Here is a 25,663-nt window from a genome sequence, read left to right as displayed (position 1 = left end):
ATAGGCGGAGACTCCTCATGCCTCAGCGCGAGCTGAAGATCCACTTCATTTGTGCCTGTGTCTGCCATTATTGCTTTGAAGTATGCTTTCTCGGCACAAGGCAGCAAAGAAGCTGTTCAAGTAGTAGCCTAGCTGAAGCCGTGCCCACAGGACGCGGAGTCTATTTCCGGAGCTTTGCTAAGCACATATTCATATCAAAATTACCACAATATCAGATAGTCCTAATTTACATAATCCATATTATAGGTAGTTGTATATTATTGTATGAATTAGGACTGGAAGGGTTGTTGCTGGTAATTTTCGCCCGGGAAATAATGATTTAATTATGAAGGCTTTTGCCTGTACTTGCAGAGAAACTTAGTTTTTCTTTATGGTGAATAGGGTATTGCTTATTAGACGATCTTATGTGTCATTTGCTATACTGAATATGATATCTATGGAGTACATATCTAGTCAAAAGTGAGATAAACTATCATAGTTTAGCAATGATATCGACTGGAAAGGAATGATTAGATGACAGTGAAGAAACCAAAAATCGTAGTACTAGGTGCAGGTTACGCCGGTATGATGACAACGAAACGACTTACGCAACAATTCGCTCCTGAAGAAGTGGATATTACATTAGTTAACAAGCATAATTATCATTATCAGACAACATGGCTGCACGAAGTAGCTGCAGGCACAATTGATGTAAACCGCTCCAGAATTATGATCTCTGATGTCATTAATACTAGACATGTTAACTTTGTGCATGACACCGTTAAGAAAATTAACAAGGAAAACAAAACGGTTGAATTGGATAATGGCACACTAAGCTATGATTTTCTTGTGATTGGTTTAGGCTTTGAGAAAGCTACCTTTGGCATTCCAGGCATGGACGAGCATGCATTTTCTATTCAGAGTGTGGATAAGAGTCGAATGATACGTGACCATATTGAATACCAATTCTCACGTTACCGAAATGAACAAGATCCTGATCCGAGTATGCTTACCATTGTTGTAGGTGGTGCCGGTTTTACCGGGATTGAATTTCTAGGTGAACTTGCTGAACGAATTCCGGCTTTATGTAAAAAATACGATATTCCACGCCAAGACGTGAAGATTATTGACATTGAAGCGATGTCTACTATTTTACCAGGTTTTGATGAGGATTTATTAAGCTATGCGAAAGAATCATTAGAATCACGTGGAATTGAATTTAAGCTCGGTACAATGATTAAAGAAGTGAAAGCAGACCGTGTTATTGTCGGAGAAGACAGACAAGAAATTAAAACGGACACGTTTGTTTGGACTGGTGGTGTACAAGCCAATCGAATTATTGGAGAATCCGGTTTCGAATTGACAAAGGGTAAAGTGAACGTAGATGCAACGTTACGAACACCAGAGCAAGATGATGTATTTATACTAGGTGATTGTGCTTGGGTAATGAATGAGGAAACAGGCAAACCATATCCACCAACCGCGCAAATTGCTATTCAGGAAGCTGATGTATGTGCGCATAATATCAAAACGCTTATTTATGGCGGTACACTTCGCACGTTCCAATTTGACAATAAGGGAACGGTTGCTTCTCTTGGTGGAAGTGATGCAATGGGTACTGTTTTTGAAGGAACTAAATTATATGGTATGCAAGCCAAAGTGATGAAGAATGTAATCGATGATCGCTATTTATTTATGTTAGGTGGACCAAAGCTAGTGTTACGAAAAGGAAAATTCCGTCCATTTTAATTGGAAGCATGATCTGATCTAGGAGGTAAAAAAATGAAAAACACTTTACTTTACACATTAGCTACAGCAGCAGCGACAGTTGCCTATGTTTTAATCTCACGAAAAATGGAAGATAAGCGAGACTTTCGCTAAGTAAAAAGAGCAGATGCCACTGTGTATCTGCTCTTTTTACGCAAGAAAGTGAAAGCTAAAGACTTTTATAAATGAGAATGACTAGCAAATATTCGTTCACAATAGAAGTAAAGGAAAGTATGGAGGAAAAGGAACATGTTTGAGATCAGGAATTTGGTATACAAAGATATATTGCGAATCGACCATCTCGAGATTGAATCAGGTAATATTTACTGTCTGTTCGGTGCAAGCGGAAGTGGCAAAACAACGTTGTTGAAAATGTTTAACAGTATGTTAACACCAGACGAAGGTGAAATCCACTTCAATAATACATCTATTCAAGAACTGGATGCCGTGGAATTAAGAAAGAAAGTAGTGATGCTCGGACAAGATCCAATTGTATTCGAAGGATCGATACGAGATAATTTGCTGATTGGCTTGCACTTCTCTGAGCAAGATAAAGAGCCAGACGACAACGATTTAACAGAGCTATTACATCAATTAAAACTGTCAAAAGATCTCGACGAAGATGCTGCTAATTTGTCAGGAGGAGAGAAACAGCGAATCGCTTTTGGCAGAGTGTTAGTGATGGAACCAGATGTATTCTTGCTTGATGAACCTACTTCAGCATTGGATGATGATACCGAAACCCTGGTGATGGATTATTTTACGAAGCGTATTAAAGAAGCCAATAAAACGGTCATTATGGTAACACATTCCAAAGGTACAGCGGAGACATACAGTGATCAATTGATATATATGAACGAGCTTCAGAACGATGAGGAGGTTCGATCATGAATGATATGCTGGAGATTACGATATGGCAATTAGTTTCCGCCTATTTATTTATTCTGCTCTTATTAGCTATTGTTCGCTGGCGGAAGATACCTAGAGAAAAAGAAATAATTATTGCGACACTGCGAATGACAATTCAGCTGGTACTGGTTGGCTATATTTTAATGTTTATATTTGAAAATGAACATTTCCTCTATTCATTAATTGTTCTCATTTTGATGGAGAGCTTTGCTGTTTATAACATCTACAAAAGGTCGAAGCATACATTGAACAAGGAATTAAAGAAAATTATTGCGATAGCGATGGTATCAGGGACATTATTTGCGTTTTTCTATTTTGATTTTGTCGTTGTTCAATTTTCACCATGGTATGATCCTCGTTATTTTATCCCGATTGCCGGTATGTTGATCGGTAATTCAATGACAGGTATTACACTTGGTGTAGCTGCACTTATGGAAGGATTTACGTCTCGTAAAAAAGAGGTTGAAGCAGCTTTAATGCTTGGTGCTACCCCTCATAAGGCAGCACGTAATATTGTTAATCATTCCTTTGATTCAGCAATTCTGCCAACCATTAATAATATGATTGGGATGGGAATCGTGTTTCTTCCGGGCATGATGACAGGTGTCATCCTTTCAGGTGCAAATCCTGTAGATGCGATTAAATACCAAATTGCTATTATGCTTGGTATTACAGGGAGCGTTTCTTTAACGGTTATTTTGTTTTTGTATTTTGGTTATAGAACCTTTTTTAACAAATATGCGCAGCTTAAATAAAAATAAACTTGACTTATATGTTTCCAATTGGATAAAATAACATATAATATAACAAAACATAACAATGCGATGAAGAGGAGGAGTACTCCATACTATTCGATAGAGAGGAAGACCCATTGGCTGGAAGGTTTTCTCGAATACAGGTGGAGGAAGGTAGCCTCAGATGCAGCTTTATTGAACATACAGTAAGTAAAGCCGGTGAAGCCGATATCTTCTAAAATGAAGTGTATAAGTTACGGAACTTATAAACAAAGGTGGTACCGCGGAAAACTCTTTTCGTCCTTTATTTAAGGATGAAGAGGGTTTTTTTCGTTTCGTCCGCTACAGTTAATTGAAGTAATGCAAGTCATCTAAAAGGAGGAGACATATCATGTCAGAGAATAAAGAAGTAAATTTACCACCTAAATACGATCCGACAGCCGTAGAGCAAGGCAAATACGAGTATTGGGTGCAGGGTAAATTTTTTGAAGCAGAACGTAACAAAGAAAAGGATCCATTTACCATCGTGATTCCTCCACCAAACGTAACAGGAAAATTGCATATCGGTCATGCATGGGATACTACGTTACAAGATATCATTACTAGAATTAAACGAATGCAAGGGTATGATGTATTGTATTTGCCAGGAATGGACCACGCAGGGATTGCAACGCAAGCGAAAGTAGAAGCGAAATTGAGGGAAAATGGGACATCACGATATGATCTCGGACGTGAGAAATTTTTAGAAACTTCTTGGGACTGGAAAGAGGAATATGCAGGTTTTATTCGTGAACAATGGTCTAAATTGGGCTTAGGTCTTGATTACTCCCGTGAACGATTTACGTTGGATGCCGGTCTTTCAGAAGCGGTAAAAGAAGTATTTGTTACTTTATATGAAAAAGGATTAATTTACCGTGGTGAGTATATTATTAACTGGGATCCAGCAACGAAGACGGCACTTTCTGATATTGAAGTTATTTATCAGGATGTTCAGGGTCATTTCTATCATATGAAATATCCATTAACAGATGGATCGGGCCATATTGAAGTGGCAACAACCAGACCTGAAACGATGTTAGGAGATACTGCAGTAGCTGTTCACCCGAACGATGATCGTTATAAAGATTTAATCGGCAAAAAGGTTACATTACCGATTGTCGGGCGCGAAATTGAAATTGTTGCGGATGATTATGTCGATATGGAATTCGGTTCTGGTGCTGTTAAGATAACGCCAGCGCATGATCCGAATGACTTTGAGATTGGCAATCGTCACGATTTAGAGCGAATCCTTGTCATGAATGAAGATGGCACAATGAATGAGAATGCTGGTAAATACCAGGGAATGGACCGTTTTGCATGCCGTAAACAAGTTGTCAAAGATTTGCAGGATGCAGGTATTTTGTTTGAAATTGAAGATCATATGCATTCAGTAGGCCATTCGGAAAGAAGTGGAGCAGTGGTGGAGCCATATTTATCAACACAATGGTTCGTCAATATGCAACCACTAGCAGATGCAGCAGTAGAGTTGCAAAACGGATCAGAAGAGGATAAAGTCCATTTCGTACCTGATCGCTTTGAGAAAACATATTTACGTTGGATGGAAAATATTCGTGATTGGTGTATTTCTCGTCAATTATGGTGGGGGCATCGTATTCCTGCCTGGTATCATAAAGAAACAGGTGAAGTGTATGTGGGGAAAGATGCTCCAGCAGACATTGAGAACTGGGAGCAAGATGAGGATGTATTAGATACATGGTTTTCATCTGCATTATGGCCATTCTCTACACTGAACTGGCCGGATACCGAAGATGAAGATTTCAAGCATTTCTTCCCGACGAACGTATTAGTTACCGGCTATGACATTATCTTTTTCTGGGTTGCCCGTATGATTTTCCAATCCAAGCACTTTAATGATGAGCGTCCATTTAAAGATGTCTTAATTCATGGTTTAGTAAGAGATGCAGAAGGCCGTAAGATGAGTAAATCACTCGGAAACGGTGTCGATCCAATGGAGGTAATCGAGAAATATGGCGCAGACTCCTTACGCTATTTCTTGGCAACAGGTTCGAGTCCTGGTCAAGATGTTCGTTTCCAATGGGAGAAGGTAGAGTCTACTTGGAATTTTGTTAATAAAATCTGGAATGCTTCTCGATTTGCACTGATGAATATGGATGGCTTAACGTATGAAGAAATAGATCTTAATGGTAAAAAGTCAGTCGCAGACAAATGGATTCTGACTCGATTGAATGAAACGGTAGAACAAGTAACGCGTCATGTTGATAAATATGACTTTGGTGAGGCTGGTCGCTACTTGTATAACTTCATTTGGGATGATTTCTGTGACTGGTATATTGAGATGGCAAAGCTGCCATTGTATGGAGAAGATGAAGAAGCGAAGCACACGACACGATCTGTATTAGCGCATGTTCTCGATAACATTATGCGTATGCTTCACCCATTTATGCCGTTCGTTACAGAAGAAATCTGGCAGCAGTTACCACATAAGGGAGAGTCAATCGTTCGTGCTGCTTGGCCAACAGTAGATTCGAAATTATCTGATCATGACGCAACAGAAGTGATGAATCAATTAGTGTCGATAATCCGTTCTGTTCGTAATATTCGCGCAGAAGTGGATACGCCAATGTCGAAAGAAATTCCAATTCTTGTTCTGGCAAATAATGAAAAAGTCAAAGAACAGCTTACGGCAAACAGCAGTTATTTAGAGCGTTTCTGTAATCCAAGCGAGCTAACAATCGATACGGCGATGGCTATACCAGATAAAGCAATGTCAGCTGTTGTGACAGGCGCAGAAATTATTTTGCCGTTAGAAGGATTAATTGATATTGATAAAGAGTTGCAACGTTTGCAAACAGAGTTGGATAAACTGAATAAAGAAGTAGAACGTGTAGATAAAAAACTTGCAAATAAAGGATTTGTCGATAAGGCGCCAGCGCATGTAGTAGATGCTGAAAAAGAAAAACAAAAAGACTACATCGAAAAACGCAGCAAAGTAGAAGCACGAATGAAGGATTTGCAAAATAATTAACAGAAGAATAATTGCGAGTAAAGCTATGTGCGTAACATGGGCTAGCTCTCGTTTTATTAGAAAAAGAGGCTGTCTCGGACAGTCTCTTTTTACACGGGAGGAAATAGTTTTAATAAAGAAGCCCGACGTAGTTAAAGTTTAAAGTGTACCAAGTATAAGAAAAACGATGGCCATCGCTAAAAGACAAAGTGAATACCGTATTTTCTAAAACTAAAGGATGTGAGAAAAATGATTAAAAATCTTGAAGAATTGGACCGATTTTTAGAGCAACGAAGAACGTTGGGGATCAAGCCGGGACTGGAGCGCCTTGACTATTTGCTGGATCAGACTGGTCATCCCGAGAAGAAGTTACCAACCATCCATATCGCAGGTACAAATGGCAAAGGTTCCACTTTAACTTATTTAAAAGAAGTGTTAATGGCAGGTGGATACCGGGTAGGTACATTCCAATCACCAGGTTTACCGACAATATTTGACCATATCGCGATCAACGAGCGTGTAATTTCCTCAGTGGCCTTTATCGATATGTTGAATCCATTACTTCCGGTTATCGAAGAGATGGACAAGCGTGACTTCGCTCCATCTGAGTATGAAATATTGATGGTGATTACGTTATTATATTTTCAGGATGGAGTGGATATAGCAGTGATCGAAACATGTATGGGTGGAAGGGAAGATGTGACGAACAGAGTCAACCCTATCGTTACCATCATAACATCCATCGATTATGATCATACAGCATTTCTGGGTTCAACGATTGAAGCTATCGCGGGACATAAGGCTGGGATTATTAAGGATAAGGTGCCGGTCGTAGTTGGTCCTATTCCTGAAAAAGCTCGCAGCGTCGTCCAGAATGAAGCGGCATGCAAGCAAGCACCTGTTTTTGAATATAATCAAGATTTTTTTGCAGAGGGGATAGCTGATCAGGAGTTTTTATGGAGAAATCAAGATCACGAACATTGTGTGGCACTATCTATGCCAGGAAAGCATCAAATTGAAAATGCATCATTAGCGATCCAAACGATTCATTTATTACAAAAGATGGGTTTTCCTGTGGAAGGGAACCTGTTTCGCAATGCCCTATTTCAAGCACAAATGCCAAATCGAATGGAAACTGTGAAGGAAGAGCCGAGAATCATCGTAGATGGGGCCCATAATACCGCTAGCACCCGTCAGCTTGTTAATACTTTTTCCGGACAATCATACTCGGCCATTCATGTTTTGTTTAGTGCGTTTCGTGATAAAGCATTAACTGAAATGATTTCCCTTTTGGCAAATATGACATCGGATATTACAATTACTACCTTTGACCATTCCCGCGCTCTTAGAGAAGCTGATGTACCTGCAGGTATTCGTTATATGTCAAACCCTGAGGAAGCATTGCTAGATATTTTGCATAGAAGTAATCCCGATGATGTAATTCTGATTACCGGTTCACTACATTTTGTCGATTTCGCGAAAAAAATAATTCAAAAGTAATACAAAGATGTAGTTCGTTATAAGAAAAGTATTGTTCTTTGAGGTTGGAGTAGTATAATGGACTTAAGAGAAAAGGAAGGTTGGAAAGGAGATAGTAGCTGATGAGAAACATTTCCCAGCAGGAATCAGGATTTACCTTGATCGAAATGCTTGCTTCCATCACGATTCTAAGTATTATCTCCTTTGGTTTTATTGCTCTATTTGTCCATGCTTCTAAGACAACCCAAACATCTGGTGACATCATCCATGCAGACTATGTGGCGCAGACAGAGATGGAGAAACTCTATCAATATAGTACCGAGTCTTCGGTGCAAGACACGATAAGTTTGCTAGAATCAGATGGTTATCAATTGCTAAATAACACAGAAATGACCTATCAACTGGGAAAATCAACTGAAAATGATTACATACGTTTAAAAATGGTGAAAGATCAATCAGTAACAGATTTCTGGATGGTATCAGTTCAGGTTTTTAACAATCAGAATGAAAGTACGATACAAGCTACTTTGGAAGCGGGTTATGTCTGGTGCATAGAAAGGTTTGATCACGCATGTTCAAAAATCAGCGAGGGGTAACACTGGTTGAATTATTAGCAGTCATTATTATTCTTTCATTGATTGTCCTACTCGTCGGATCAATTCAATTATTCTCACAAAAGCAATTTAATAATCAAGCCCAGCAAGTAGCCCGGCAGTCAGACGTACGGCAAATAGTAACCGAAATCAATCGGGAAGTTCGACTTACGCCAAGTGAAGAGATTAAAGTAGCTGATAACCGATTGGAGATCAATGATGAAGTTTACGCCTTACAGGACAATCAATTGTTGCGGAATGGTTCCGTGAGAGCAGAGAACATTCGTACATTTGATGTTGAATTATCAGGCAATCAGCTCACGATCGAAATTACGGCAGAACAGACAATAATGAATGATACTACTTCAGTAAAGACGACTATTTTGTTAAGAAAGTAGGCTGTCAATATGAACAAACGACGGGCGCAATTAGCAAATGATAAAGGTATAGCTTTAGTATTGGTTATGATGGTATTTATTATCATATCGTTATTAAGTATCGCCATTCTTACGGTGTCGGCCAGTAACCTGCATTTAACAACCAAAGACAGATCGGTCCAATCGAGCTTTTATATTGCGGAAACAGGGCTCAACCACACTATCGCCAATATTTACGACACAGCTGATACGCTTTATCATACAAGTTCGAATGAGGCCAGTTTTTTTCAACGGTTGGAAGACATAATTATAAAAACAGATCAACCAGTGGATGTGTCTTTTGCTGAGCAATATCAGAAAGAGCCTAAGGTGTGGGTGACGGTAAGGCGTCTTAATGATAAAAATCCGAGATCTTATAACATTGTTGCTACCGGTGGAACGGATAGGAGCAGTCGAACGGTAGAGACAGAGATTAAAATTAGATGGCAAGCCAATCAAACGATAGATATACCGCAGAACCTGGTAGCGTATACTGGGGTTTTTCAGCCAAAGCAGTGTCGTGCACCACAAATCACATTAAATGAAGGTGCTAATATAAAGGGTGACTTCGGTACGACTTGTCTATCTCAAGGTGCTATTACCATTACCGGTGGACCAAATCTTAGTGGCGAGCAAATCTTTGTACCAGAAGATGCTAAAGACAGCGTAATAAAATTTCCGCCCAATTATGCAGGTAATAAACCTCTGCTAAATTTCCAAAATAATGTAATTGATCCAGAAAATATTAGACGAATGATGGATAGCTTTCCGAGCATTCCATCCTATACAATACCAGTAGATCAAACAATTGGAGATGAATTTAATCGTCATCAAGTGATTCAAAACGGAAATTTGAATATTACACATTACAAAGCAGATGGATATCAATTGAAGATGAACAGCAACTTATCCTTTCATGAGATAAAGCTATCAAGTGGGTGGAAACTTTATATCGATACGAACGGTCAGGATAGAGAAATAACTGTAGAACGGTTAAATCTGGAGAATGGTCACATCTATATTACCGGAGAGGGATCTTTAACGGTGTTTGTGACAGATTGGATGAAATTTGGGTCTAGCAGTACCTTTAATGCAGACCGGAATGTAGACGATCTATTCGTATATTTAGCAGGTGCAGATAAATCTTTTACTCTTTCAGGTGCTCAAAGACTGAATGGTCACTTATTTGCCGAGGATACTAATTTGACATTTACAGGAAGTGGAAGTTTTGACGGTTCGATTATTACAGGTGGTGACCAAGTAAATTTAAGCGGCGGAAGTTACAATGAAACATTAATTCTTGCACCACATGCAAAGGTTACAGCATCTAATGGAGCCAGTGTACACGGAACAGTCATCAGTGATTCGCTCAATGTAACAGGAGGAGCAACGTTATCGTTTAAAGAGCTGAATCTCGAAGATGTCCCTATTTTTGGCGGATCGGGTGATACTACTATTCCTCAGGATGCCTATAAAACTGGACAAACGCTCGAATCTCAATAGCAGAAAGCAGGTGTGCAAATGGTAGTACCATTCAAGAAGCAAAAATTAGGAGACTTATTAAAGCAGTCCAATATGATAACGGAAGATCAGATCTTGCAAGTGCTGGAAGCGAAGAAGGAAGGGCAAAAGCTAGGAGATGCCCTGTTGGAACAAGGGTTAATTACAGAGAAACAATTGCTGGACGTACTTGAACAACAGTTAGGCATTGAATCTGTTTCCTTATTTCGCTATCCGATTCAAGAGGAAGTTCTGAGTTATGTATCCAAGCAGTATGCACGGGAAAACTGTTTAATTCCAATCCACCAATCCGAGCATCAATTAACGATTGCAACCAATGATCCAATGGACTACTTTGCTATTGATGATATCGAGCTGGCAACAGGTTTTCAAATTAAGACAGTTATCGCAAGTAAAGATGATATTCTGCAAGCGATAAATAAGTATTATGACCGCAATGATAGTGACTCGGAATTAGCACCTTCTGTTGATGAAGATGCACCAGCCGTTCGTATCATGGATCAAATACTGCAAACGGGAGTTAACTTAAAGGCGAGTGACATTCATATTGACCCGCAGGAACAGCAAATAACCGTGCGTTATCGCGTGGATGGGATGCTTCGAACAGAAAAGACTGTGAAGAAATCATTGCAGAACGCGATTATTGCCAGGACAAAAATTCTTGCTAATTTGAATATTACCGAATCAAGATTGCCTCAGGACGGTCGAGTCCGAATCGAGATTGATAAGCGCCCGATTGACTTACGTGTGTCTATCCTGCCGACAGTTTTTGGAGAAAAAATCGTTGTCAGAATCCTGGATTTAACTAACGCCTTTAAGCGATTATCGGAATTGGACTTTTTACCGGCAAACAGACAACATTATCAAGCGGTTTTGAAGCAGCCGTCCGGACTTATTCTTCTTACCGGTCCAACAGGTTCAGGAAAGACAACGACGCTGTACGCATCGATTACCGAGTTGAACCAGGACGATGTCAATATTATCACCGTTGAGGATCCGGTCGAGTACCAAATAGATGGAGTCAATCAAGTTCAGGTAAACAGCGCAATTGGCTTGAATTTTGCAACAGGGTTACGATCTATATTGCGACAGGATCCGAATATCATCATGGTCGGGGAAATACGTGATAAAGAAACAGCTGAAATAGCAATTCGATCATCATTAACCGGGCATCTTGTCTTCAGCACGCTACATACCAACAGCGCAATTGCAGCGATTCCTCGTTTATTTGATATGGGGATTGAGCCCTATCTCGTTGTATCATCATTAACCGCTATTATGGCTCAGCGATTGGTCAAAGTAATTTGTCCAGATTGCAAAAGGGAACGGGAAGTAACGGCGATGGAGAATGACATTTTTCAAAAACGTGGTATTGATATTGACCGTGTCTTTGAAGGAGTAGGATGTAATACATGCAGAGGAACAGGCTATAAAGGCAGAATGGCCATACACGAGTTACTCGTCATTGATGATGCAATTAGGAAACTCATGATGAATCATCACAACATGACGGAAATTCGTGACTATGCTCGTCGTAACGGCATGCATTTCTTGTTAGATGACGGTCTCTTTAAAGTGAAAAGTGGCAAGACCACATTAGAAGAAATAGTAAGAGTGGTAGCACAAGATTAAGGGAGGCGGCTGCACAATGAATTTATTAGAAGAGTTACTGATCGAAGCGCATGATCGCAAGGCATCAGATCTTCATCTGACAGTAGGATCAAGTCCTGTTTTTCGCATTAATGGAGAGCTGTCCACCTTTCACGAGCTAGTGATCAAGCCAGCTGATACGGAGTCTATCGTAAAAGAAATGTTGAGTGAAGAACTATCTGCTAAATTAAATAAAGACAAGGAGATTGATCTGTCATACAGTATCCCCGGCGTTTCAAGATTCCGTGTCAATATATATTTTCAGCGTGGTTGTCTTTCACTAGCTTTTCGTACGATACCGAAAGATGTTCCGACGATAGAGGGTTTGCGATTACCAGTTTCGCTTCAGTCTATCGTGGAAAAAGAGAATGGATTAGTGCTGGTTACAGGGCCGACCGGCAGCGGTAAATCGAGTACTCTTGCGGCCATGGTCAACCATATGAACCTATCAATGAAGCGTCATATTATTACGTTAGAAGACCCGATCGAATATCTACATGCACATAATCAATCGATCATCGATCAGAGAGAGATTGGTTTTGATGCCAAAAACTTTAAAAGCGGTCTAAGGGCTTGCTTGCGTCAAGATCCAGATGTGATATTGGTTGGAGAAATGCGCGACCTTGAAACCATTTCGATCGCCATTACTGCAGCGGAAACCGGTCATTTGGTTCTCGGAACCTTGCATACGTCGGATGTGATGTCAACCGTACACCGGATCATTGATGTTTTTCCAGCTACTCAGAAGGAACAGATCAGAATTCAATTAGCAAGTGTGCTGCATGCTGTCATTTCACAAAAATTATTTCCAACAACAGATAAAACGGAACGCATTGCAGCAACCGAAATACTGATAAATAATCCAGCGGTTCAAAATGTGATCCGCAACGATAAAATTCATCAGATTCCTAATATTGTGCAAACCTCTCGGGAAGTTGGGATGCACACATTTGAACAGGATATCACGCGGCTGATGGCACAAGGGGTGATCGAAAGGGAAGGATCGAAATCCCATTTGACGAATGAGAATTTTTACTAAGATGGGAGGTGCTATCTGTTGATTTACTATCTGTACCGCGGTAGAACATTGCAAGGAAAAGTAAAAAAAGGAAAAGTAAAAGCAGAATCAGAGAAAGACGTGATCCGCTCGATGAAGGCAGAAGGTGTAACTGTGTTTGAGGTTAAACCTTTGGATTCGGTACTGTATAAAGATATCACAATTGGCAAGCCGGTCAAACTAAAGGAATTTGTCATTTTCCTGCGCCAGTTGGCGACGTTGATTGAATCAGGGATACCGATTATAGATTCGATTGAAATTTTGGCAGAACAGACTTCGAATAAAGCTTTTGCGCTAGTATTAAAAGCCATTAGAGAAGATTTACAGGAAGGAACTGGCTTATCAGAAGCAATGAGTCAACACTCTACATTTTTTCCGGAATTACTGACCAGAATGGTTTATGCGGGGGAAGTCAGTGGTAACTTAGATGAAATCCTGGAGAACATGGCCAGTTATTATGAGAAGCAATATGCACTAAGGCAAAAAATAAAAACAGCACTAGCTTATCCTCTGTTTGTCAGTATTTTTGCCGTAGTCATCACATTATTTCTGTTAGTATACATCGTGCCGATTTTCACCAATTTGTTTTCTTCCTTCGGTGAAAGTCTGCCGATTTATACGGTGATCGTGTTACAAATAAGTGAAGTCATTCAACAAATTTGGTGGGTATTGCTGCTGCTCCTGCTATTGCTCATCGTATTGTGGAAGGTAATGATGCGGTCTGATTCTTTTGCATTTCGAATCGATGGCATCAAACTGAGACTTCCTGTTATCGGAAGCTTTCTGAAAAAATCACAAATAACCCGGATGTCTCAAACTTTAAGTACATTATTAAATAGCTCGGTACCTATTCTGCAATCGGTAAAAATCACAGAAAAAATTGTTGATAACCGCTTGCTAGCACAAGTTCTTCATAACAGTCATCACGCACTTGAAAGAGGGCAATCGATGGCTGCAGCAATGCAAAGCCATGCGATAATTCCGCCGATGGTGATCCAAATGATCGCAGTAGGGGAGCGAACAGGATCCTTGGATAAAATGTTATACAAGATTGCTGATTTCTATGAAAAAGAATTAGATGATGCGTCTGCTAAGCTAAAAGCACTAATTGAACCGATACTTATTGTCATTCTCGCTGTGGTTGTCGGGGCGATCGTATTAGCTATCGTCATTCCGATGTTTTCAATTTTTGACGCAATTTAAATGTCTAAACGCCTATTATTTTTATGCTTATAGTTAGATTTGTAGTATAATAGTCATGGTAAATGCAGAATAAATTCCCTTGATTTCCAAAACATTCTGCAATGATAAATATATAAATCAGAAAGGGAGAGATGTATGATGAAAAAAGTATGGAAGCTATGGAAGGAAGAAAAAGGTTTTACATTAGTAGAATTATTAGCGGTTATAGTTATTCTAGCGATAATTGTCGCGATTGCGGTACCAGCGGTTGGTAATATTATTGATCGTGCGGAAGAAGGAGCAAATGAAGCAGAAGCGGAATTGGTAGAAAATGCAGCAAGATTAGCCTTTCTAGCAGCGGAATCTGGTGGAGATGAAGCTGATTGGGTATATGATGGAGGAGACTCAGTAAACATTACGGTGGATGAACTCAGAACGAATAATTACTTGGATGTTGAAGAAGAAGATCAACCAGTTGGTAATATAGTACACAATGGTGATAGTTCATTTACTTTCAATCAGACTACTGAATAAATAGTAAGTTAAAATTAGGAGTTTAACAAATGGACATTATGTACAGTGTATTTTTCTTCATCCTTGGATTAATATTAGGGTCTTTTTATAACGTAGTTGGTTTACGTGTGCCAGAGCAAACATTTTTTTCTTCATCAAGATCGATATGTCCAGCGTGTAAACAGACGTTAAGCTGGTATGAGCTGATTCCGGTTGTGTCCTTTGTTATCCAAAAAGGGAAGTGCCGGAATTGTAAAGAACGAATTTCTGTACTATACCCTGTCGTGGAATTGCTAACAGGAATAGGCTTTTTGCTGGCATACCTTTATTATGGTATGTCGATATCACTTTGGATAACATTATGTTTAATCAGCTTATTTGCAATTATCATCGTGTCAGACTTTCGCTATATGATGATTCCGAATCGGATATTACTTGCCTTTCTGCCGATAATGGTTATCCTCCGGTGCCTATCACCATTAGACCCGTGGTGGTCCAGTTTGTTAGGGGCTGTCACTGGATATGGTACGGTGGCACTAATTATTTTGATAAGCAGAGGTGGCATGGGCGGAGGAGACATGAAGCTGTTAGGTTTATTAGGAATCTTATTAGGATTTCCGTACATATTACTCGCTTTCTTTCTTGCTAATGTCATCGGTCTTGCATTCAGCCTCGCCATATTAGCTAAGAACGGATGGAGAAGGAAGCAAGAAGTGCCATTTGGTCCGTCCATCATGATTGGTGCGATTCTCACCTATATATGGGGCGAAGAGATTGTACGTGCTTATATGCAAACACTTTGGTAATACTTGATGGAAAGGGGAGTACCATGTTACAGAAAAAACATGTGCATCTCGTATTTTACGATCGCTACTTTCGATATCTAGTTTCGAGAAGAAATCGTCTCGATGATATTATCGATTATGGAGAAGTTTTAATAAAAGAAGGTTTAATAGAAGATGGGAAATTGGTAGATGAAAAAGGTTTCCAAAATTATCTTGAGAAAATCGTCAAACAAAAGAAATGGAAGCATGCCCATGTTTCCTTATCAGTTTCAGATGCCTTCGTGTCGATTCGAAGGCATCAAGTGCCAAATGGTTTGAAAAAAGAAGAAATAAACGCTGTATTACATAGGGAGGCCCAAGAGGTACTCCGCTTGCCATTTCAACAGCCGATTATTACGTTTGACATTATTCGGAATTACGAAACAACAGTAGAACTTCTCGTTTTCGCTTATCCAAAAGATGTATTGCAAGCATTTCTAAACGTTTTTGCTGCCATTCATTTGAAACCAATTATAGCCGATATTTCTTCGTTAGCACTTTGGCGACTCTATCAAGAGGTTTTGCCTGATACGAATTATGAGCAAGATACCTTGTTGATGCAATGGACGAAAACAGGACTAGTTTTGGCAGCATTTGAAAATGGGTTGCTTGTCTTTTCGAGACATGTTCAATTACCAGTGGAAAATCGTTTGTGGTCCTGGAGTTTTGAACGGGAACAGCTAAAGTGGACCGGTGACGAAGAGGAATTGCAGGCATTGATTGATACACACCTTGTCACGATGGAGCGGTTTAATGATTTTTACCGCTATTCTGTCCAAAAGGGAAATAAAGGAATCGAAAAAATTGTGCTGGCAGGAGATTTTCCGTATATGGATCAGGCTCGAACTGCGTTAACTTCTTTTTCGTCATTGCCGGTTGACGCATTGCAGAATTACTTACCAGGAACTATTCCAAGAGGATCTAGTGATCTAGCTGGATTGGTGATTAGAGGGAATTCGAAGTGATAGGGTGATAGTATGCAAATAAATTTTATCGAACATAAGGCTGTCAATCTTGTGCCATACTTCATTATAGTTATTGCGGTCATTGGTTTAAGCATTTCTGCTTGGCTTATTTTCCAGCCTTATATGTCTCTGCAAGAAGAAATCTCTGCGATGGAAGCTGACATCGAATCCAATCAGCAGGCGGAGGCAGACGCAATCAGTCTCGAAGAAATGGTAACACAGCAGCAACAATTAACAACAAGTATTGATCAATTAGAAGGAAATTTGATGGGGAATGTTGAATTAACGGATAAACTTCAAAAACTGAAACCAGCCAGTAGTGTGATTAGTCATTTTTATTATACGCAAGGAGATGTGCTGGAAATTTCAATATCATCCTCTCATTATGCCGATTATGCTGCTTATAATCAATCATTAGTAGCTCAACCATTTACTTCAGATGTCCGTTTTAATTATTTAGCGGAAACGGATGCAGGAGTAAGCGGCGCTACTTTTCAAATAGAATTGAATGATCAGGCATGGCTGGAGGTGTTAGCGAATGACCGTTAAGTGGACGCGTGCCAGCATTTTTTGGTTACTCCTTGTGCTCTTATTGATAGTAGGTGCTTATTTGTTGGGGAGAATTTATTTTCTTGATCCAGTAAAAGCCGATCATCAAAAAATCTCTATGGACTTGCAAACACAGGAACTTTATCTAGCCAATGCGGATACATGGGAAGAAACGGTTGGGAATATGTCGCCCGAACTGCTGGAAAAGCTTCCGGTTCACAAACAAAATGATGCTATTATTCAATTGTTGGATCAAGCAAAAAAGGCAAGTCAGCTTTCTATCAGCAGCGTACAAGTGGAAGAGAACACTTCAGAAATAGAAGATGTCCAGAGTCTCATCTATTTGATAGAAGGTCAAGCTCCGGCATATGATAACTTTCACCAATTTCTAACAAAATTAAATGAAAATAGCAGGGTGATAGATATTCGTCAAATTAATTTTGATCGAACGGATGATGAGCATGCAATCGACTTTACCATACAATTTCATACCTTTTTTACTCCTGATTTACAAGGGTTAGAAGCGAATTAAGTAAAGAGTACATCGATTATCATTGGTGTGCTCTTTTTTTAATTAAAACAAAATATTCGAAACTTTCACTAACGAGCATTGATGCAATTACTGATTTCCTGTCAGTATTTGATGAACACTTTTCTGATAGAGATGACAAAAGTCGTCTTACATCTCGTAATAGATATGATAGTGTGATAGAAAAGGATTCGAAACGAGGGATTTCATGGATAACAAAAAAGCTATTACTATTCAAATTAATCGCAATCAACATGACGCTCCCAGTCAAAGAGATGCACAGGTGCATAATGCTAGTAATCAGTCTTCTTTAGAAGATTATATAAGAGAAAATCATCACCCAATGGATGATGATCATGTATTTCAACGCCAATATACACCTGACCCCGGTTCATTTAAGAAAAAGCCATCACAATCCTTCTGGAAAAAATACAAATCCTTATGGTTATCGGCACTTACTGCCATAATCATTGGTTCATTTCTAGGATTTATTATGCTAAAAATGTTTGTAGATCTTGATCCAGAGGAAATGGCGACAAATCAGAATAGTACGAATGGCGCTGTGCAAACAACTGGCAGTACAAGTGAAGAGAATAGTGGAGGGGCAACAGGTGGAGATGCCCTTGAACTAAAATCTTATCCGTTATTTGTCATTCAGGCAGGTGTCTATTCAAATCAGGCTGCTGCGGAAGAGTTGATCACAGGATTAGAACAAGAGAATGTCGCAGCGATGATTTGGCAGCGTGATGATCAGTATCATGTCTTTGTTGGCGCAGAGACATCACATGATGCTTCTAAACAATTTGCCTCTAGTTCAATTAATACGACCTATGAAATATATGCTGGAAAAGAATGGACGACGAATACGGAAACGGCGTCTGTATCTGCTGAAGAAAAAGCTTGGTTAACTGATTTGGGAAGTATGATCGATCAACAACTCGCTGATGGACTGGATCCGTCCAGTATTACCGAATGGTTGCAGGCAAAGCCGGAGAATATGTCTGAAAAAGTGCAAGTAGTTGCTACAGCAGCCGATGAATTTGCAAATGCTTCAGACGAACAGGCAAAACAAGTGGCATTACTATCCATCATAGAAAGCTATGAAAAGCTCGCAACTAACTAATTCATTTTTTGTATTGATCTGGTCGATGCATTTTCATGTTTTCTTATAAGAGAATCAAGCGAATCATATATAATGGAGCTGTGAAAACATGAAAAGCTCCATTTGCCGTCACACATCCTTCTCGATAAACTAGGAGATATTGGAAAAGAAGGAGGATACAAGTGTGGAAATAACAACAATTACGATGAAAGAAGTACCAAAGGAAGATCGTCCAAGGGAACGGTTGCTTACATTCGGACCAGGACATTTATCCAATCAGGAGTTATTGGCAATTTTGCTCGGATCTGGCACAAGGAGTGAAAATGTACACCAGCTGGCAGAAACGGTTCTTTGTCATTTTGAGGGCTTGAAAATGCTCAAAGACGTTACTATTGAAGAATTGATTCAAATCAAAGGAATTGGCCAGGCGAAAGGTGTACAGATATTAGCTGCCGTTGAATTTGGCAAGCGAATACAACAGTTTAAGGAGAAAGAGAAATATACGATACGAAGTCCTGAGGATGGTGCCAATTACTTAATGGAAGAAATGAGCGGCTTAAAACAAGAGCATTTTGTATCCATGTTTCTTGATACAAAGAACCAGATTATTCATCGGCAAACTATTTTTATTGGCAGTTTGAATGCTTCTATTGTCCACCCTCGCGAAGTATATCGGGAAGCGGTCAAACGGTCAGCAGCTTCCATTATTTGCGCCCATAATCATCCTTCCGGAGACCCTTCACCATCCCAAGAAGATATCCATGTAACAAAACGGTTGTCAGAAAGTGGCAAAATGATTGGAATCGAACTTTTGGACCATCTTATAATTGGAGATCATAAATTTATCTCTTTAAAAGAAAAAGGGTACTTATAACACTATCTATTTTCCGAAAAGTTCAGTATAATAGAATATAGACAAGCTTTTTAGCGCCTTATACAAGCGTAGTTGTATAATGGCGCTTATTCTTATGATTGGATAGTTTCTCTGGCCATTTACATAAATCATAACAGTGCCGGAACAAAGTCGAAAAACAAATGGAAGAGATTCGGAAAAAAGATTGTCGAATATCAGAATACAAATTCTTGATAGAAATGGAATAAAAGCATAAAATATTGAAGTAAATGTTTGTATTATTATGTCTGAGAGGAAGAAAAAGAGTGGGATTATTTAGTTTTTCACAGGATCTAGGGATTGATTTAGGTACAGCAAATACGCTGGTTTTTGTAAAAGGAAAAGGAATTGTTGTGCGTGAACCGTCTGTAGTAGCGATAAATAAGACAACTGGTGACATAGAAGCGGTCGGTGGCGATGCTAGAAATATGATAGGACGTACTCCTGGGAATATTTCAGTAATTCGTCCGATGAAAGACGGAGTTATTGCAGATTATGATACGACAGCATCGATGATGAAATATTATATTAAATTAGCACAAAAAAATCGTTCCAGTTTTGCCAAAAAGCCGAATGTCATGGTATGTGTACCTTCAGGCATTACGATGGTAGAAGAAAGAGCGGTAATAGATGCGACCAAGCATGCAGGTGCGAAGGATGCCTTCCCGATTGCGGAGCCATTTGCTGCTGCTATTGGTGCGGGTCTGCCTGTATGGGAGCCTACGGGAAGTATGATTGTTGATATCGGGGGAGGTACGACAGAAGTAGCCGTGATTTCTCTTGGTGGTATTGTAACAAGTCAATCGATCCGTACGGCTGGTGATGATATGGATGATGCGATTATTCAATATGTAAAACGAACCTATAATTTGATGATTGGGGAACGATCAGCTGAATCGATCAAGGTCGATATTGGATCAGCGAAAACCAGTTCTGACAATGCGCAAATGGATATTCGAGGTCGTGATTTATTGACGGGCTTGCCTAAGACTATCAGCATTTCAGCTTCTGAAATTACGACAGCATTACAAGATACTGTAGATGCTATTGTGGATGCAGTAAAGAGTACGTTAGAGAATACACCACCAGAACTTGCAGCAGATATTATGGATAGAGGGATTGTCTTATCTGGTGGCGGTGCGCTGTTAAAAGATTTAGACGAAGTCATTAGTGATGAAACGAAAATGCCTGTCTTTGTTGCGGAGGAACCACTGGATAGTGTAGCTATTGGAACAGGTAAATCATTAGAGTATATTGAACATTTCAAATCACATCCGAACGTCGGAGTGCAGCGCTTATCAGATTAAGAAGGTGTTATCATGTTTTATAAAAAAAGGCGACTGTTTATTTTTATGATCTCGTTAATTATCATCGTCGGCTTGATTGGGTTTTCCTTACGAGATCGTGCTAACTTAACAATGATTGAAGATTTTGTCCATGACACAACGGGATGGGCGTCAGGTGTCATAAATAAGCCGATTACGTTTGTGACAGGAGTTGCAAACAACATAAAAGAAATCCGAAATGTATACGTAGAGAATCAACAGCTTAAGTCAAGTCTTGACGAGTTAAGACAGCTTGAATATGAAAATCAAGAATTAGGCAAAGAAATCACTGAATTGAGAGAGGTTTTAAATAAGACTGATTCTGATTTTCTGGATAGCTTTCAATCGATTCAGGCATCCATTGTCGCAAGAAGTAAAGATCAATGGTTTAAGCAGGTTACGATAAATAAAGGGACGCAAGATGGTGTAGCACCAAACATGGCCGTGATTACCGGGAAAGGGATGATTGGAAAGGTACAATCCAGTTCTCCTTTTACCTCGACTGTATTGCTGTTAAATGGTTTTGACAGATCGAATCGGATTTCTGTTAATGTCTATCAGGAAGAGTCCGAAACAGATATGTCAGGTTTTATTGTAGGGTATGATGATGAATCAGAATTATTAATGATGGAACTGAACGAAAATTATCAAGACTTGAAGGAAGGACAATTTGTGTTCTCTTCTGGACTTGGAGGCGTTTTTCCTAGAGGACTGGAGATTGGTGAAATAGTTGAGATTCGAGCGGATCGCTATGAACTTACAAGTGTGGCCTATGTGAAACCATCAGCAGATTTAAGTCAACTAAATCATGTTATTGTCATTGATCGTTCGATGACAACTACAGATGAGCAAGCGGAGGAGGAGGAAGGTTCATGAAACGAATGATTCCTTACCTGATTGCTCTGATCTGTTTTTTGCTTGTCATATTAGAAGGTATCGTCTCACTGATGGATCTTCCTCTTGTAAAGGAAGATTGGTTAGTAGTTTCACATTTTCTATTTGTTTTTTTGATATTTGTAACGATTTTTTTCGAGAAAGAAAATACGTTTTATGCCATTACATTATCGATTGTATTTAGTTTTATCATTGATATTATTTATACAGATGTGATTGGCGTATACGTATTTGCTTATACTGTTATTCTTTATGGTGTAAGAATACTAATGAAAATGTTGCAATCTAATTTGATTATTGCTTTACTTATGACGGTTATTGCTGTAACTGCTACAGACATTTTAATATTTTTCCTATATAATATAATTCAAGTACATGATCTAAGCTGGCACGAATATTGGCGTTATCGACTCATACCAACAGTTTTGTGGAATGTTATAACAGGAGCTGTCATGTATGCATTGTTGGCAAAGAGATTAACCAGATGGTCCGTCATAAAGTTTGAAAGATCGGATCGATAGCTGATATTGCTTGTTTTTAAGGGGTTGAATAGGATTGGCTGCGAATAAATTAATTATGATAAAAGGGACGAGAGACGGTCTGACCCTTTCGATGAACGATCGGTGTTCATGGGAGGAACTGCTTAATGAATTAGATCATATATTAACCAACAAATATATGGCTGCAGATGAACCACTCATCACGGTGAAAATAGAACTCGGTAATCGTTACATAACGGATCAACAAGAACAGCTGTTAAGAGAAATTATCCGAAAACATAATAAATTGGTTGTAGACCATATCGAGTCAAATGTCATTTTAAAACAAGATGCATTAAAATGGAAAGATGAAACAGATATTAAGTTATATAATAAAATTATTCGTTCTGGACAAGTGTTAGAAGTGCATGGCGATTTATTATTGATTGGCGATGTCAATCCTGGTGGAAAAGTGATTGCTACTGGTAATGTCTTTATCATTGGCAGCTTAAGAGGGATCGCTCATGCAGGTGTTAATGGTAATCGGGAAGCAGTAATAGCTGCTTCTTACATGGCTCCTAGTCAATTGCGAATAGCAGAAGTGATTAGCCGTTCGCCTGATAAAGATACAGAAGGCGTCCCAATGGAATGTGGTTTTATCAATGCAAATGGGGAACAAATTGTCATGGATCGAATCAATGCCATTGCAAAGTCACGACCAGAATTGAATGCTTTTGAGAGGAGAGTTATGAATGGGTGAAGCAATCGTTATTACTTCAGGTAAAGGTGGCGTTGGCAAAACAACGACAACGGCCAATCTAGGTACTTCATTAGCATTGCTAGATAAGAAAGTTTGTTTAGTAGATACGGATATTGGTTTACGTAATTTAGATGTGGTAATGGGGCTGGAGAATCGAATCATCTATGATATCGTTGATGTACTGGAGAAGCGTTGCAAAGTTTCGCAGGCACTGATTAAAGACAAGCGCTTTGATTGCTTATCTTTACTGCCAGCTGCTCAGACTAGCGATAAGTCAGCAGTGACACCAGAGGGCATGAAGGAGATTATCGAAGTGTTAAAGCCTGATTATGATTATATACTAATCGATTGTCCTGCTGGAATTGAACAAGGGTATCGAAATGCTGTGGCCGGAGCAGACCGGGCCATTGTCGTAACTACTCCTGAGAAGTCGAGTGTTCGAGATGCGGATCGTATTATCGGTTTACTCGAACAAGAAGAGATCCAACCTCCTAATCTCGTTATTAACCGGATTCGAAATCATATGATGAAAAATGGCGATATGCTGTCAGTTGATGAAATAGTACAAGTATTATCGATTGATTTATTAGGTATTATTGCGGATGACGATGACGTAATTAAGGCATCTAATCACGGTGAACCAGTCGCATTTCAACCGAATGCACGTGCTTCCATTGCTTATCGAAATATCGCCAGACGAATTCTGGGGGAATCTGTCCCGTTATTATCATTAGAAGAGAAACCTACCTTATTAGATAAAGTAAAGAAAGCCTTCGGTATGAAAAAATAAAAGGCTTGAAAAAGAGTTTGTCCATTTCGGACAAACTCTTTTTCATATTCTGCGGGTTGTCCACATATATTGGTACAAACGTTGGAAAAAGGAATGGGTGCCGATGAAAAATAACGATTTATCTAAAATCCGTCAAAACATTAACAGAAGAAAAGAAACAAAAAAGAAAATTCCTAATGCGAAAGGAATGCCTTTAAAAGAATTTCAATACCTGTCTCAGTCACAAATGGAAGATGAAGAAAGACATGGATTCTCTCCCTCATTTTCCGGTTATCAGCGTCAAAGTGAAGCATCACCTTTCATGAAACGATTTTTGATACGAAGTCTCATTGCTACCATTCTATTTTTTATGATGGTCTTATCTGTTGGAAATGAGAGTAAATGGTTAGAGCAGCCACAAAGCTGGATTAATTATGCGATGAATGAAGAATTTCCATTCGCTACTGTTAATGCATGGTATCAAGCAAGGTTTGGAGCACCATTTGCGATGGAAACCGACTTAGGCACGGAAGCAACAGCCGAGCCTGCTGCACTTCCTGTTTCAGGACAAGTAAGTCAGACATTTCAGGAGAATGGGGAAGGGATTTTAATTTCTTCTAAGGAAGAAACAGAAGTGGTCGCAGTTGATGCTGGCACCGTATTATTTGCCGGTAATGACAGAGAAACAGGAAAAACTGTTATCATCCAACATGCGGACAACAGTAAATCCATTTATGGTCATTTAACCAATATTAATGTGCATTCATATCAATCAATTCGTTCTAACCAGCAGATAGGAAGTTACCAGCCAACCGAAGCACAGGAAGCGATGTACTTTGCTATTGAGAAGGATCAACAATATTTAGATCCAATTCAGGTGATTCAAGTTGATGAGCAGCCGTAATCTTCCACCTGTACGCATCCACCCGATTCTTTATTTTTTCCTGTTCATTGCTATCCTGACCGGGATGCTGGTGGAATTTGCAATCATCTTCCTGATTGTATTCCTGCATGAATTAGGACATTATACATGCGCTCGCATTTTTAATTGGCGAATACAGCGCATTTTTTTATGGGTATTTGGCGGTGTGATGGAAACGGATGAGTATGGGACAAGGCCATTAAAGGAAGAATGGTTGGTAACGATTGCTGGTCCAGTGATGCATTTATTTATTTATTTGTTTTTATTTTTATTAGAATTAGGAAACGCACTTCCTGATACGACGCTGATAATGGCGTATCAATATAACAGTTTTATTTTAATTGGAAATCTGTTGCCGATTTGGCCGCTTGATGGGGGAAAGCTGACACAGCTTAGCCTTGATACTTTCTGTTCTTATCAATTATCTCATAAGTGGATGATCGTGATTTCAGTTAGTACAATTGTGATCACAAGTCTGTTTGTTTATGCGCGCGAGTGGCTGTCATTAAGTTTTGTTTTACTTATTGTTTTTTTAATTTGGGAAAATCGATTAGAATGGAAACGAAGGTATTATAAATGGTGGCGCTTCTTGTGGAACAGATATACGATGCAAGAGCACTATCGTAAACAAATAGAAATCGATGTACCAACTAATTTACGCTTGTTGGATTTATTTCGATTATTTAAGCGAGATACGACATACCACATTCGTGTGTTTGATAGCGTTGGAAATGTGTATATCGTTTCAGAAAAAGACTGTTTGCGGGATTTTTTTGACAGAAGAGATATTACTGCCAGTTTAGGGCAAATGCGGAGTGGATAGAAAGA

General features: G+C 39.3%; 25 protein-coding genes and 1 other annotated feature. All 25 genes read left to right on the top strand.

What is annotated here, in order from left to right:
* The first annotated feature begins 513 nt into the window (after window positions 1-513).
* The 25 genes from MUN87_RS04550 (at window position 514) to MUN87_RS04430 (ending at window position 25,658) form a co-directional block, all read left to right on the top strand.
* Window positions 514-1,728, top strand: a complete 1,215-nt coding sequence (locus MUN87_RS04550) for an NAD(P)/FAD-dependent oxidoreductase (protein WP_244746494.1) — start codon at window positions 514-516, stop codon at window positions 1,726-1,728.
* A 267-nt stretch (window positions 1,729-1,995) separates the two neighbouring features.
* Window positions 1,996-2,637 (top strand): ABC transporter ATP-binding protein, encoded by a 642-nt coding sequence (locus MUN87_RS04545; RefSeq protein WP_244746493.1) that lies wholly within the window; start codon window positions 1,996-1,998, stop codon window positions 2,635-2,637.
* Window positions 2,634-3,410, top strand: coding sequence for an ABC transporter permease (locus MUN87_RS04540; RefSeq protein ID WP_244746492.1), 777 nt, complete (start codon window positions 2,634-2,636; stop codon window positions 3,408-3,410). Before MUN87_RS04545 ends, MUN87_RS04540 begins: the two co-directional genes overlap by 4 nt.
* A gap of 60 nt (window positions 3,411-3,470) precedes the next feature.
* Window positions 3,471-3,697, top strand: a binding site (T-box leader).
* A gap of 83 nt (window positions 3,698-3,780) precedes the next feature.
* Window positions 3,781-6,435, top strand: a complete 2,655-nt coding sequence (locus tag MUN87_RS04535) for a valine--tRNA ligase (RefSeq protein WP_244746491.1) — start codon at window positions 3,781-3,783, stop codon at window positions 6,433-6,435.
* Window positions 6,436-6,663: 228 nt separating this feature from the next.
* Complete coding sequence (locus MUN87_RS04530) at window positions 6,664-7,914, top strand: bifunctional folylpolyglutamate synthase/dihydrofolate synthase (RefSeq protein ID WP_244746490.1); 1,251 nt, start codon at window positions 6,664-6,666, stop codon at window positions 7,912-7,914.
* Window positions 7,915-8,015: 101 nt separating this feature from the next.
* Window positions 8,016-8,489, top strand: coding sequence for a type IV pilus modification PilV family protein (locus MUN87_RS04525; protein WP_244746489.1), 474 nt, complete (start codon window positions 8,016-8,018; stop codon window positions 8,487-8,489).
* Window positions 8,465-8,884, top strand: a complete 420-nt coding sequence (locus MUN87_RS04520) for a prepilin-type N-terminal cleavage/methylation domain-containing protein (RefSeq protein WP_244746488.1) — start codon at window positions 8,465-8,467, stop codon at window positions 8,882-8,884. The genes MUN87_RS04525 and MUN87_RS04520 overlap by 25 nt, the downstream gene beginning before the upstream one ends.
* Window positions 8,885-8,893: 9 nt before the next feature.
* Window positions 8,894-10,405, top strand: a complete 1,512-nt coding sequence (locus MUN87_RS04515) for a DUF7305 domain-containing protein (protein ID WP_244746487.1) — start codon at window positions 8,894-8,896, stop codon at window positions 10,403-10,405.
* An 18-nt stretch (window positions 10,406-10,423) separates the two neighbouring features.
* The gene (locus tag MUN87_RS04510; protein ID WP_244746486.1) at window positions 10,424-12,055 is read left to right on the top strand and encodes a GspE/PulE family protein; all 1,632 of its coding nucleotides are present in this window, start codon (window positions 10,424-10,426) and stop codon (window positions 12,053-12,055) included.
* A gap of 16 nt (window positions 12,056-12,071) precedes the next feature.
* Window positions 12,072-13,112 carry a type IV pilus twitching motility protein PilT gene (locus MUN87_RS04505; RefSeq protein ID WP_244746485.1) on the top strand — a complete coding sequence of 347 codons (1,041 nt, stop codon included), beginning with the start codon at window positions 12,072-12,074 and terminating at the stop codon, window positions 13,110-13,112.
* An 18-nt stretch (window positions 13,113-13,130) separates the two neighbouring features.
* Window positions 13,131-14,333: a type II secretion system F family protein gene (locus tag MUN87_RS04500; RefSeq protein ID WP_244746484.1), complete on the top strand. Its 1,203-nt coding sequence runs from the start codon at window positions 13,131-13,133 to the stop codon at window positions 14,331-14,333.
* A gap of 135 nt (window positions 14,334-14,468) precedes the next feature.
* Window positions 14,469-14,846 (top strand): prepilin-type N-terminal cleavage/methylation domain-containing protein, encoded by a 378-nt coding sequence (locus MUN87_RS04495; RefSeq protein WP_244746483.1) that lies wholly within the window; start codon window positions 14,469-14,471, stop codon window positions 14,844-14,846.
* A 29-nt stretch (window positions 14,847-14,875) separates the two neighbouring features.
* Window positions 14,876-15,631, top strand: coding sequence for a prepilin peptidase (locus MUN87_RS04490; RefSeq protein WP_244746482.1), 756 nt, complete (start codon window positions 14,876-14,878; stop codon window positions 15,629-15,631).
* Window positions 15,632-15,654: 23 nt separating this feature from the next.
* Window positions 15,655-16,614: a type IV pilus biogenesis protein PilM gene (gene pilM, locus MUN87_RS04485; RefSeq protein WP_244746481.1), complete on the top strand. Its 960-nt coding sequence runs from the start codon at window positions 15,655-15,657 to the stop codon at window positions 16,612-16,614.
* Between the two features lie 12 nt (window positions 16,615-16,626).
* Window positions 16,627-17,163: a PilN family protein gene (locus MUN87_RS04480; RefSeq protein ID WP_244746480.1), complete on the top strand. Its 537-nt coding sequence runs from the start codon at window positions 16,627-16,629 to the stop codon at window positions 17,161-17,163.
* A complete protein-coding gene (locus tag MUN87_RS04475) occupies window positions 17,153-17,695 on the top strand; it encodes a type 4a pilus biogenesis protein PilO (RefSeq protein ID WP_244746479.1) in 543 nt (180 codons plus the stop codon). Before MUN87_RS04480 ends, MUN87_RS04475 begins: the two co-directional genes overlap by 11 nt.
* A gap of 205 nt (window positions 17,696-17,900) precedes the next feature.
* Window positions 17,901-18,815 carry an SPOR domain-containing protein gene (locus MUN87_RS04470; protein ID WP_244746478.1) on the top strand — a complete coding sequence of 305 codons (915 nt, stop codon included), beginning with the start codon at window positions 17,901-17,903 and terminating at the stop codon, window positions 18,813-18,815.
* Between the two features lie 184 nt (window positions 18,816-18,999).
* A complete protein-coding gene (gene radC / locus MUN87_RS04465; protein ID WP_244747879.1) occupies window positions 19,000-19,668 on the top strand; it encodes a RadC family protein in 669 nt (222 codons plus the stop codon).
* Window positions 19,669-19,952: 284 nt separating this feature from the next.
* Window positions 19,953-20,993 carry a rod shape-determining protein gene (locus tag MUN87_RS04460; protein WP_305037437.1) on the top strand — a complete coding sequence of 347 codons (1,041 nt, stop codon included), beginning with the start codon at window positions 19,953-19,955 and terminating at the stop codon, window positions 20,991-20,993.
* A gap of 12 nt (window positions 20,994-21,005) precedes the next feature.
* Window positions 21,006-21,887: a rod shape-determining protein MreC gene (gene mreC, locus MUN87_RS04455; RefSeq protein WP_244746476.1), complete on the top strand. Its 882-nt coding sequence runs from the start codon at window positions 21,006-21,008 to the stop codon at window positions 21,885-21,887.
* Window positions 21,884-22,426 carry a rod shape-determining protein MreD gene (gene mreD, locus MUN87_RS04450; protein ID WP_244746475.1) on the top strand — a complete coding sequence of 181 codons (543 nt, stop codon included), beginning with the start codon at window positions 21,884-21,886 and terminating at the stop codon, window positions 22,424-22,426. The genes mreC and mreD overlap by 4 nt, the downstream gene beginning before the upstream one ends.
* Window positions 22,427-22,460: 34 nt before the next feature.
* Window positions 22,461-23,144 carry a septum site-determining protein MinC gene (gene minC, locus MUN87_RS04445; protein WP_305037436.1) on the top strand — a complete coding sequence of 228 codons (684 nt, stop codon included), beginning with the start codon at window positions 22,461-22,463 and terminating at the stop codon, window positions 23,142-23,144.
* On the top strand, window positions 23,137-23,934 hold the full coding sequence (gene minD / locus MUN87_RS04440) for a septum site-determining protein MinD (RefSeq protein WP_244746474.1): 798 nt from the start codon (window positions 23,137-23,139) through the stop codon (window positions 23,932-23,934). Before minC ends, minD begins: the two co-directional genes overlap by 8 nt.
* Before the next feature lie 103 nt (window positions 23,935-24,037).
* Window positions 24,038-24,817 (top strand): M23 family metallopeptidase, encoded by a 780-nt coding sequence (locus tag MUN87_RS04435; RefSeq protein WP_244746473.1) that lies wholly within the window; start codon window positions 24,038-24,040, stop codon window positions 24,815-24,817.
* Complete coding sequence (locus tag MUN87_RS04430) at window positions 24,804-25,658, top strand: site-2 protease family protein (RefSeq protein WP_244746472.1); 855 nt, start codon at window positions 24,804-24,806, stop codon at window positions 25,656-25,658. Before MUN87_RS04435 ends, MUN87_RS04430 begins: the two co-directional genes overlap by 14 nt.
* The last annotated feature ends 5 nt before the right edge of the window (window positions 25,659-25,663 follow it).

Origin of the sequence: Gracilibacillus salinarum (genome assembly GCF_022919575.1) — a bacterium.
In the GTDB taxonomy this organism is placed as follows: Bacteria; Bacillota; Bacilli; order Bacillales; family Amphibacillaceae; genus Gracilibacillus; species Gracilibacillus salinarum.
The sequence above is the reverse complement of the archived record's forward strand: the minus strand, read 5'-3'. Positions and strand labels throughout refer to the sequence as shown.